This is a genomic window from Kitasatospora sp. NPDC058218, from assembly GCF_042882445.1.
GTDB lineage: Bacteria > Actinomycetota > Actinomycetes > Streptomycetales > Streptomycetaceae > Kitasatospora.
In genome coordinates this window covers 1-10,494 of the sequence record NZ_JBHVWC010000053.1, presented here as the reverse complement: position 1 = coordinate 10,494, position 10,494 = coordinate 1, and the positions used below count along the sequence as shown (strand labels likewise).

Below are 10,494 nucleotides of genomic sequence, written 5' to 3'. Positions count from 1 at the left end.
CGGCAGATGCCGTCGGTGGGGGTGGTGCAGGTGGTGCCGATCTGGGTGTCGGGGTTGATGCCGGTGGTCTGGAGGCCGGGGGTGTTGTTGGTTTCCTGCCAGAGGTCGAAGACGGCGCCGGCGAGGGGTGCGCCGGTGGCGGCGTCGGTCTTCAGCACCCGGACCTCGCCCGTGACCGGCGGGGTGCCGCAGGTCGGGAGGTCGCCGTTGAACGGGTAGGAGTGGAACTCCTGGCCGCCGCCTCCGGTCGGGAGGCTGGTGTGGGTGAGCGAGCCGGAGGTGAAGAACCGGCCGTTGATCCCCGCGAGGGTGACGGTGGTCAGCGAGGCCTGCCGGCCGATCAGGAAGCTGCCCTGGAACTGGCCGGTGCCGGCCAGGGTGACGGTGGTGGCGTCGGGGAAGTTCCACAGCAGGTGGTCGCGGTAGGCGTTGAGCGGGTCGTCGGTGTCGTTGATGCCGCCGCTGTAGGTGTTCAGGGTCCGCGTGGCGCCGAGGACGTTGACCAGGATCGTGGCGCCCGAGGGGATGTTCGCGAAGACGATGCCCTGCTGGCCGCCGGTCGATCCGGTGAGGTCGAAGTCGACGTTGAACACCTGGAGGGCCGAGCTGCCGTCACCGGTGAACAGGGTCTGCCCGCCCTGGTTGACCGCCGTGCCGGTCGGGGTGCGGAGCGTGCCGTCGACGCGGGCGTAGCAGTCGGACGCGGTGGTGAGCTGGGCGCGCAGGCCGCTGTAGGGCTGGACGGCGTTGGGGTCGGTGACCAGGGTCCCGGTCACGGTGCCGGTGACCGCGCCGGCGTGCCGGACCACGCCGCCCTCGGCGACCAGGCTCTGGCCGGGGGCGATGGTGATGCCGCCGCCGGTGGTGAGGAAGTCGGCGCCGTCCGGCGGGGGGACCCGGGAGCCGACGCCGGCGATGCCGACGTTGTAGATCGAGCTGACCCCGACCTCCTTGGCCTGGGTGAAGCCGTCGAGCACGACCACGCGGCCCTCGGCCTCGGCGGCGCGGCCGGTGACCAGGAACTCGTTGCCGACGAAGATGTTGATGCCGTTGTCCCGGCCGGCGAACGGACCGTTGCTGATCGAGCTCGGGTAGGGGTTCGGGCAACTGCCCGGGACGCACGGCCCGAGGCCGCCGGGTAGCGGCGCGGCCACGGCCGAGACGGCCCCGGGGCCGAGCGCGAGGACCGGGACGAGGGCCGAGATCACGGTGCAGGGGAGGGCCAGGGCGCCGGCCCGTCGGCGGACGCGGGCGAGTAGTCGGTTGAAGGAAGCCATAGTCGAAGCGTCCGGCAGCTTGTGCGAATCGGGTCACCGGTGGACTGCCCGCCTACGCTGATGCGGTGACCGGGCGTACCCGCTCAGACCAACCGTCACCTGGGCAGCGGACAGCGACAACTGCGCCCGCCGGCCCGGGTGCGGTGCGGCGGGCCCTATGACCGCCCCGGTCGGGCGACCGCCGTCTCGACGCCGTCCAGCAGGACGGCGAGGCCGGTGCGGAAGGCCTCCCGGGTCTGGTCCTCCAAGTAGCCGGCGTCGTCCCCGTCCCTGTCCCCGGCCCCCGGCGTGGGGGCGGCGGCGCTGCTCTCCAGGGCGGTCAGCAGCGGGAAGCGCTCAGCGAAGTCGGGTGCGAGCTCGGCGAGTTGGGCGGACCTGGCATGCCACCACTCCGCGTCGGCGACGCCGGTGTCCGCCGCCGCGACGCGGGCCTCGGCGGCCGTCCGGGCCATCCCGCGGACCAGCTGCCAGAGGGCGGCGACCACCCCGCGCAGCAGCCGCGGCTCCAGGCCCGCGCCGTCCAGGACCCGCAGCACCGTCTCCATCGCGCCCAGCTCTGCCGGGCCCAGGACCGGCCGGGCCTGGGAGATCTGGAGCACCCACGGGTGGCGCAGGTAGCAGGTGAAGGCATCCTCGGCCCAGGCCGTGGTGGCGGCCCGCCAGCCGTCGGCGGGGTCGTGACCGGTGGGCAGCTCGGCGAGCACCCGATCGTGCATCAGGTCGAGCAGCTCGGCCTTGCCCGGCACGTAGGTGTACAGGGCCATCGCGGTACGGCCCAGCCGTTCGCCGACCGCGCGCATCGACAGCGCGGCCAGCCCCTCGGCGTCGGCGACCGCGATCCCGGCGGCCACGATCGCGTCCACGCTCAGGGCGGGCTTGGGGCCGCTGCGCCCGGTGCGCGGTTCCTCCGGCCCGCGCCAGAGCAGGGGCATCGAGCGGCGGGCATCGCCCTGGCCGGCGAAGACGGTCACGGGAACAACTCCTTATGCCGTAAAGTATCCTCGTCGAGGTAATTCCTTATGGCGTAAGGTTATCAGTGGAGCCGAAACCGGAGGGTCCGACGGTGGCATTGCCCGTCACATACATCCAGGTCATCGGGGTCGAGCGGGTCACACCGCGGACGGCCCGCATCACCTTCGAGGCGGAGTCGCTCGACGAGGGCGTCGGCCGCACCCCCGATCAGCAGGTCAAACTCTGCTTCCCCAGGCCCGGCCAGGCGGAGCCCGTCCTGCCCGGTCACAGCGACGACCCGATGAGCTGGTACCAGGCCTACCTGGCCGTCCCGGAGGACGAGCGGCCGTGGATGCGCAGCTTCACCGTCCGCCGCCGGCGCCCCGGCAGCCGGGTGCTGGAGATCGACTTCGTGCTGCACGGCGACCGCGGCCCGGCGAGCGCCTGGGCGGCCCGCGCCCGGCCGGGGGACCGGCTCGGCATGGTCGGCCCCTCCGAGCTCTACGCCCGGCCGGTCCCGCTCGCCGCCGCCGTCGCCGGAGCCGACTGGGTCCTGCTGGCCGGGGACGAGACTGCCCTGCCCGCGATCGCCACGCTGCTGGAGGCCCTGCCCGCGGGCGCCCGGGCGGTCGCGTTCGTCGAGGTGGCCGACGCGGCGGAGCGCCGGCCGCTGGCCACCCGTGCCGACCTTGCCGTGCACTGGCTGCACCGTGACGGCGCCGCCCCCGGCGGGCCGCTGACCGAGGCCGTCCGCGCCGCGGACCTGCCCGCCGGTACGCCCTTCGTCTGGCTGGCCGGTGAGGCGTCGGCGGTCCGGGCGCTCCGGCGTCACCTGGTGGGGGAGCGCGGGTCGGCCAAGACGTCGGTCGAGTTCGCCGGATACTGGCGCCACCGGCTCACCCAGGACGACGCGCCCACCGCCGAGGACCTCGCCGACGCACAGGAGAAGCTTGCCCAGGCGGGGTGACGGGAGGCTGGGTGCGAAGGAGTGGGTACGCCGGAGTCGGGCCGTGCCGGAGTGGGCGGGAATCCCGTGGGCTGCGGTTTGTTCGAGTGGCATCCGGGTGCTGCGCCGCCGGCATACGGGACGGTTCCGCCACGAACAGGGGGAACGTCGTCGCGCCGCCGACCACGTCGGCAGAATGCGCGCACTTTCCCCGGCACGTCACTCGGGCCGGCCTCGCCCGATCTCCCCAACCGCCAACCTGTACAAGGCCCTTGGCCGAGCTCATGCTGACTCGGCAGGGCCGCGAGTGCGGTACGGGCATTCGGCCAGCCTGGCGAGAAGAGATCTCTTCCGTGTTTTCCGGACTTCTTACTACGATGCGCTGAGTCGGGCCCGCCACCCGGTGGTCCCACGCACGAGGTATCGAGGCACCATGGCGGACGACCACGTACAAACGGCTACACCGCGCTATCTCTCGATTCTTGACGAAGCCGGCCGGATCGCATCCGAACTCGGGCACGGATACGTCGGAGTCGAGCACCTCTTCCTGGCGATCCTGGCAGACCCGCGGGCGGTGCCCACCCAGGTCCTGACGAATTTCGTCCCCCCGGAGCAGGTGACGGCCGCCCTCCATGACCTCTTGTCCTCACCCGGCTACAACACGCCGACCCGGAACGTGGTGTTCCCGCCCGAGTAGCCGGCGGCGAACCGGCGGGCACGACCACCGGGCCTGCGTGCCGCAACGCCCCACGCACGTCAACCGCTCATCGGGTACTTCCGTGAATACCCCCGGTCTTGGCCGGGGGTGGGGGCGCCCCCGCTTGCGGGGGAGAAGCGGACCGTCTGCGGAGCGGGGTCGGGGTGCGGTGTTTGGCCGTTGAGGCGGACCGCCGTGCGGGTGACGGCATCCGGTTGTCAGTGCCTGTCGGTAGGTTGATCTCGTGTATCTCAGGTACTCCTATCGTGTCTATCCGACGGTGGGTCAGCGGCAGGCGCTGTCCCGTACGTTCGGGTGCGCGCGGGTGGTGTACAACGATGCGCTTGTCCTGCGGAAGGCGGACCGGTCGAGGATCCCGACCGGTGTTCTGGCCAAGTCGGTGATCACCGATGCGAAGAAGACGGACGCCCGGTCGTGGCTGGGGTCCGTGTCGGTCGACGCGTTGCAGTCGTCCATCCGTGACCTGGACACGGCTTACCGGAACTTCTTCGACTCGAAGTCCGGCAAGCGGGCCGGTCGCCCGGTGGGCCTGCCGCGGTTCAAGTCGCGGAAGGACAGCCGGCAGTCGCTGCGGTTCTCCCGCAACGGCTTCCGCATCCGGGGCAACGGCAAGCTGAACCTTGCCAGGATCGGTGACGTGCGGGTGAAGTGGTCGCGGGCGCTGCCGGCCGATCCGTCGTCGGTGACGATCGTGCTGGACCCGTCCGGCCGGTACTTCGCTTCGTTCGTGGTGGACGTCGAGCCGGACCATCTCGCCGAGCTGGACACCGAGATCGGCATCGACCTCGGCCTGACCACCTACGCCGTCTGCTCCGACGGCACGGTGATCGACAACCCGCGTTTCCTGCGGAAGGCGGAGAGGAAGCTCAAGGCCGCGCAGCGGGCGCTGTCCCGGAAGGCGAAGGGGTCGAAGAACCGGGCGAAGGCCCGCAGGAAGGTTGCCAGGGCGCACGCCAAGGTGGCCGACACCCGCATGGACTGGCTGCACAAGCAGACGACCAGGCTGATCCGCGAGACCCAAGTGATCTACCTGGAGGACCTGAACGTGCGCGGCCTGGCCCGCACTCGCCTGGCCAAGTCCGTCCACGATGCCGGATGGTCCACCTTCCGGCGGCTGCTCGAAGAGAAGGCCGCACGGTACGGACGGGACGTCGGCGTGATCGGCCGGTACGAGCCCACGTCGCAGGTGTGCTCCGCGTGCGGGGTCCTGGACGGACCCAAGCCGCTCGGCATCCGCACGTGGGCGTGCGGCGCGTGCGGCACCTCTCACGATCGTGACCTCAATGCTGCTCGGAACATCCTGGCCGCCGGGCGGGCGGACAGGCTAAACGCCTGCGGAGGGCCGGTAGGACCCGGTGTGGCGATCCCACGCCGGGCACGGCCCGTTGAAACAGGAACCCACCGGAACGCCGGCCGCACCGGGTGCAAGCCCCGTGCCGCAGACGCGGCCGGAATCCCCGTGCTTCAGCGCGGGGAGGATGTCAACGGGAAAGGACAATCGTGTCAGTATCTCGATCCATCCGCTCCGCTCTGACGGCCTTCGCGCTGGCCGTGGTCGCCCTGTTCGCCCTTCAAGGGGTCGCCGGCCGTTCCGCTGGGCAGGGTGGATGGCGACCGGTCGGACGTCATCCGTCCGGTGGTGATCCGGGAACGGCATGAGGAGCAGGGGTGGGCGACGTGACCAGGCAGACCGGCGGGGCGTTCGGCGACATCAGGCACAGCGACATCGAGGTGAACGGGGTCCGGCTCCACCTGGCCGAGCAGGGGGAGGGCCCGCTGGTCCTGCTGCTGCACGGCTTCCCGGAGAGCTGGTACTCCTGGCGGCACCAGTTCGCGCCGCTGGCCGCGGCCGGCTACCGGGTGGTCGCCCCCGACCAGCGCGGTTACGCCCGCAGTCAGCAGCCGGCGGCCGTCGACGCCTACACCCTGCTCCACCTGATCGGCGACGTCACGGCCCTGATCGGCGCGCTCGGGGGAGGGCCGGCGGTGGTGGTCGGCCACGACTGGGGCGCGCCGGTCGCCTGGTCGACCGCGGCATTGCGCCCCGACCTGGTGCGCGGCGTCGCCGGGCTGAGCGTCCCGCCGCTGCCGGTCTCCGGGCTGCCGCCGCTGGCGCAGTCCCGGGAGCGGTTCGGCGAGGGTTTCTACCAGATCTACTTCCAGCAGCCCGGCGTCGCCGACGCCGAACTCGCCCGGGACCCGCACTCCACGTTCCGCCGCATCCTGTTCAGCGGCTCCGGCGACCGCCCCGGCGCGGACTCGCCGAGCGCCTGGGTCGTCCCGCAGGGGCAGGCTCTGCTGGACACCGTCCCCGACCCGGAGAAGCTGCCCGACTGGCTCACCGAGGACGACATCGCGGCCTTCGCCGCCGACTACGCCGGGCACGGCGAGCGGGCCTTCACCGGTCCGCTCAACTGGTACCGCAACATCGACCGCAACAACGAGCTGCTCGCCGCCTTCGACGGGCGCGGTATCGACGTGCCCGCGCTCTACGTGGCGGGGGACCGGGACATGGTGTCAGCGCTGATCGGCCCGGACGCGCTGCGCCTGCTGCTGGAGCACCTCACGCCCAGGCTGCACCGGCACGTCACCCTCCCCGGGGCGGGCCACTGGACGCAGCAGGAGCGACCGGCCGAGGTCAATGCCGCACTGCTGGACTTCCTGAACCAGCTGGACGCTTGAGTCACGCCGTCGTTTTGACGGTGCGTCAGATCGGCAGCAGTCGGGTGATCAGCTCGCCCAGCCGGCGGGTGTTGCGGCAGGAGTGCATCTCCACCACCTCCGCGTAGGCGGTCGCGGCCGAGTCGCCCTCGCCCCACAGCGAGGGCTGCTCCGGGTTGAGCCAGTAGACCCGCCGCGCCCGCCCCGCGATCCGGTGCAGGGCGGGCAGGTTGGGATCGCGGTGGTTGTTCCGGGCGTCGCCGAGGATCAGCACGCTGGTGCGCGGGCCGACCGCGTCCAGGTGGTGATCGGCGAACTCGCCGAGGGCGGAGCCGTAGTCGCTGTTGCCGTGGTGGCCCATCACCTTGGCCTCGGTGAGGATGCGCCGGGCCAGCGCGGCCGGGTCGGCGCCGCTGCCGGTCAGGAGCTCGGTGATCTCCGCGGTGCGGTTGACGAAGGCGAACACCCGGACCTTGCTGAACTGCTCGCTCATCGCCCGGACCAGCAGCATGGTGAAGTCGGCGAAGCCGGCCACGGAGCCGGAGATGTCGCAGAGCAGCACGATCTCCGGCCGGGCGGGCCGGCGCCGCCGGTGGGCGGGGCGCAGCGGCACGCCCCCGGTGGACAACGAGCGGCGCAGCGTGCGGCGCAGGTCGATCTGCCCCCGGGCCGCGCGCCGCCGTCGGGCGGCCAGTCGGGTGGCGAGCTTCCGGGCCAACGGGTGCACGGTGCGGCGGAGTTCGGCGAGCTGGTCGCGGCCGGCCGCGAGGAAGTCGATCCGGTCGGCACTGGGCGCGACGGCACGCTCCGCGATCCGCTCGGTGCCGCGCACCTCGGCCACCCGGCGGCGGGCCTCGGTGCCCACCATGGCGCGGAAGTCCTGGATGCGGCGGCGGATCTCGTCGGCGAGGACGCGGTCGGAGACGTCGGAGGGGGTGTCCGGGGCCGGGCCGGCGCGCAGCGCCGCCAGCACGCGGGCCAGCAGGGTCTCCGGTGCGAGGCGGCCGAGCGTCTGGTGGGCGGACCAGCCGTCCGAGCCGGGCGCCGAGCCGGCCCCGTACCGGCCGAACGCGGCCACCGCCTCGCCGGCCAGCCGGGCCTGGGCGGCCCGGTCGTCGGCGGCCAGGGCGGCGGCGAGGCGCTCGCGCAGGTCCTCGCGCACGGGGTCGGTGAGGTCGCTGCGGGCGTTCCGGGCGCCGGCCCGGGCGTCGTCGGCCGGGTCGCCCTGCGACGGGCCGCTCCGCGCCGCCTCCGGTGTGCCGACGCCGAGCGGGAAGTACAGGTCGAAGGTGGCGTCGTAGACCGCGCGTTGTCCTTCGGAGCGGAGCAGCGCGGCGGCCAGGCCGGCCCGCAGTTGCTCCCGGTCGGTGAGGCCCAGCACGTCGAGCACGGCCGCAGCGTCGACGGTCTCGGCCGGCCCGGCCCGCAGTCCGTGGCCGCGTAGGGCCCGGACCAGCCCGGTCAGCCGGGCCGCGAGGTCGGCGGGCGGGGCAGGTGCGTCGAGCGGGGCGGGTGCGGCGGATCCACCGGGTCCGGCCGGGCCGGCGGCTGCGGGGGCGCGGCGCTCCGTCATGCCGCGGTGAGCTTCCGAGCGGCCTTCAGGATGTCGTCCTGGTGCTTGAGGATCACCCCGAGGGTGTCGCGGACCACGGCCTCGTCCAGGGTGTCCGCGCCGAGCGCCAGCAGGGTGCGGGCCCAGTCGATGGTCTCGGCCACCGACGGCGCCTTGCGCAGGCCCATCGCCCGCAGCGCGCCGACCACCCGGACCAGCGACTCGGCCAGCGTGGCGTCCAGGCCGGGGACCTTGAGCCGGACGATCCGGCGCTCCAGCTCGGCGTCCGGGTAGTCGAGGTGGAGGAAGAGGCAGCGCCGGCGCAGCGCCTCGGAGAGCTCGCGGGTGGCGTTGGAGGTGAGCAGGACGAAGGGGCGCCGGGTCGCGGTGATGGTGCCCAGCTCCGGCACGGTGACCTGGAAGTCGCTGAGCACCTCCAGCAGCAGTGCCTCGACCTCGACGTCGGCCTTGTCCATCTCGTCGATCAGCAGCACGGTCGGCTCGTTGCCGCGGATGGCGGTCAGCAGCGGCCGGGTGAGCAGGAACTCCTCGCCGAAGATGTCGGTGCGGGCCTGGTCCCAGCCCTCGTCCCGGCCGGCGGTGATCCGCAGCAACTGCTTGGCGTGGTTCCACTCGTAGAGCGCGCGCGCCTCGTCGATGCCCTCGTAGCACTGCAGCCGGACCAGCCGGGCCCGGTTGATCTCGGCCACCGCCTTGGCGAGTTCGGTCTTGCCCACCCCGGCCGGGCCCTCGACGAGCAGTGGTTTGCCCAGTCGGTCGGCCAGGAAGACGGTGGTGGCCACCGCGGTGGACGCCAGGTAGCCGGTTTCGGCCAGCTGGGCGGCGGCGTGCGCCGCCGACTCGAAGAACCCCGTGCCGTCGCCGCCCATGCGCCCCACTCCCGTCGCTCCGTCCGTGCCGAGCAGCACCCTACCGGCCGGTCACTTCGCTGTCCCGGCCTGCGGAGAGTGCCGGGACGACCGCCTCGGACCGCAGGTGGGAAAGTTCGGCGTCAACGGTGCGTCAACAGAGGTTTAAAGGGTGCCTTCTACGCTCCGTGGACGCTCTGTCACCGATTCACGGGTCAGAATCCAGCCAGCCGGTAGGTATTCAGACGAACTGAAATGGTAGATCAAATTCCGCTTAATTCGAACTAGGATCCTCGCGGTGCCATGACAACTGTTGTGGCACAAAGGGGCCTTGACGGCCCGGGGGAACGTGAGGGGATATGACCTACACGACATCAGGGGCGGGGGCCTCGCAGCGGCGGCGCCTGCGAGCCAGGGTTTCAGCGCTCACCGCGCTGGCGCTGGCGGCCACCATGGCCGGAACGACGATCGCCCAGGCGCTGCCGGCCGAGGCCGGCCCGGCGCCACTGCCCGCCGACGCGAGGGGCCGGGTCGTCGAGGCCTGGGAGCTCGGCGGCACGGCGACCAAGGACGCGGCCGAGAAGGCCCTGCTCGGCTCCGACGCCGACATCACCAACTTCCTGGCCAGGACGCTGGACCGCGCCTCGGCCGAGGACGAGCGCTTCACCATCCTGAAGATGCTCAGCTCGACCGGCCAGGGCGTGCGGGACGCCGCCTCCAAGGCGCTGAGCGGCACGGACGCGGACGTACACGCGTTCATGCTGTCCGGCTGGCAGAACCCGATGAACGACGACCGCCGGGTGGCGGTCCTGGGCATCATCAACAACGGCGACTCCGGTGTCCGGGCGGCCGGGACCAAGGCGCTCAACGACGGCACCGCCAAGGCGCTCGACGACTTCCTGACCACCGGTCGGGCCCGGGCCCAGGCGGAGGACGACCGCGTCACCGTCCTCACCATGCTCGGCCAGAACCCCGGCCCGGAGTTCGTCAAGCAGGCCAACCGCGCACTCAGCGGGACGCCCGAGGACCTCAGCGCCTTCCTGGAGACCGGCCAGTACCTGGCCCGCACCCGGGACCAGGAGACGCTGTCGATCTCGCAGCTCGCCCAGGCCGCCACCGAGGCGGGCAAGCGGGCCAAGGTCGAGACCGACGCGGCCAAGGAGGCCGGCGCCCGCGCCGAGAAGGCTGCCGCGGAGGCCAAGAAGGCCGCCCAGACCGCCGCCGCCGAGGCGGCCGCGGCCAAGGACGACGTCGAGAAGGCGGGCGCCGCGGCCAACCGCGCTGCCCAGGCCGCCGAGGGCGCGGCCGCCGCCGCGCGCACCGCGATCGACGCCTCGAACGCGGCGGTGTCCGCCGCCCGTACGGCCGCCAACGCCGCCCGCTCGGCGGCCTCGGCCGCCGCCGCGGCCGGTCAGGCCGCCGCCCGCGCCTACAACGCCGCGGCCTCCGCCGCCGGCAACGCGGCCGAGGCCGGTGCCGCCCGCGCGGCCGCCCAGTCGGCGCGTGACGCCGCCCGCGGC

At 72.9% G+C, this 10,494-nt stretch carries 9 protein-coding genes; 5 read left to right on the top strand and 4 right to left on the bottom strand.

Annotated elements, in window-relative coordinates; translation table 11 throughout:
- Together ACFVYI_RS29500 and ACFVYI_RS29495 are read right to left on the bottom strand one after the other, a co-directional pair.
- The coding region (locus tag ACFVYI_RS29500; RefSeq protein WP_387891348.1) for a choice-of-anchor A family protein at window positions 1-1,277 on the bottom strand (1,277 nt) is incomplete at its 3' end.
- Window positions 1,278-1,432: 155 nt separating this feature from the next.
- The gene (locus ACFVYI_RS29495) at window positions 1,433-2,248 is read right to left on the bottom strand and encodes a TetR/AcrR family transcriptional regulator C-terminal domain-containing protein (protein ID WP_387891233.1); all 816 of its coding nucleotides are present in this window, start codon (window positions 2,246-2,248) and stop codon (window positions 1,433-1,435) included.
- A gap of 92 nt (window positions 2,249-2,340) precedes the next feature.
- Between ACFVYI_RS29495 and ACFVYI_RS29490 the strand changes: the two genes are divergently transcribed.
- From ACFVYI_RS29490 to ACFVYI_RS29475, 4 genes are all read left to right on the top strand, one after another.
- Window positions 2,341-3,195, top strand: coding sequence for a siderophore-interacting protein (locus ACFVYI_RS29490; protein ID WP_387891230.1), 855 nt, complete (start codon window positions 2,341-2,343; stop codon window positions 3,193-3,195).
- A gap of 412 nt (window positions 3,196-3,607) precedes the next feature.
- Entirely contained in the window at window positions 3,608-3,871 is a 264-nt protein-coding gene (locus ACFVYI_RS29485; RefSeq protein WP_387891228.1) for a Clp protease N-terminal domain-containing protein, read from the top strand.
- Between the two features lie 244 nt (window positions 3,872-4,115).
- The gene (locus ACFVYI_RS29480) at window positions 4,116-5,426 is read left to right on the top strand and encodes an RNA-guided endonuclease InsQ/TnpB family protein (protein ID WP_387891225.1); all 1,311 of its coding nucleotides are present in this window, start codon (window positions 4,116-4,118) and stop codon (window positions 5,424-5,426) included.
- Between the two features lie 143 nt (window positions 5,427-5,569).
- Window positions 5,570-6,574 carry an alpha/beta fold hydrolase gene (locus ACFVYI_RS29475; RefSeq protein ID WP_387891222.1) on the top strand — a complete coding sequence of 335 codons (1,005 nt, stop codon included), beginning with the start codon at window positions 5,570-5,572 and terminating at the stop codon, window positions 6,572-6,574.
- 25 nt (window positions 6,575-6,599) lie between these two features.
- Here ACFVYI_RS29475 and ACFVYI_RS29470 read toward each other — a convergent pair whose 3' ends face one another.
- A complete protein-coding gene (locus tag ACFVYI_RS29470) occupies window positions 6,600-8,126 on the bottom strand; it encodes a VWA domain-containing protein (RefSeq protein WP_387891219.1) in 1,527 nt (508 codons plus the stop codon).
- The gene (locus tag ACFVYI_RS29465) at window positions 8,123-8,995 is read right to left on the bottom strand and encodes an AAA family ATPase (RefSeq protein ID WP_387891217.1); all 873 of its coding nucleotides are present in this window, start codon (window positions 8,993-8,995) and stop codon (window positions 8,123-8,125) included. The genes ACFVYI_RS29470 and ACFVYI_RS29465 overlap by 4 nt, the downstream gene beginning before the upstream one ends.
- A 338-nt stretch (window positions 8,996-9,333) precedes the next feature.
- Between ACFVYI_RS29465 and ACFVYI_RS29460 the strand changes: the two genes are divergently transcribed.
- Window positions 9,334-10,494: ALF repeat-containing protein (locus tag ACFVYI_RS29460; protein ID WP_387891214.1), on the top strand; the 1,161-nt coding region annotated here is incomplete at its 3' end.

Excerpts from the sequence above, each read along its gene's own strand:
- ACFVYI_RS29485 (WP_387891228.1), top strand. The coding sequence starts at position 3,608 with ATGGCGGACGACCACGTACAAACGGCTACACCGCGCTATCTCTCGATT.
- ACFVYI_RS29470 (WP_387891219.1), bottom strand. The coding sequence starts at position 8,126 with ATGACGGAGCGCCGCGCCCCCGCAGCCGCCGGCCCGGCCGGACCCGGT.
- ACFVYI_RS29465 (WP_387891217.1), bottom strand. The coding sequence starts at position 8,995 with ATGGGCGGCGACGGCACGGGGTTCTTCGAGTCGGCGGCGCACGCCGCC.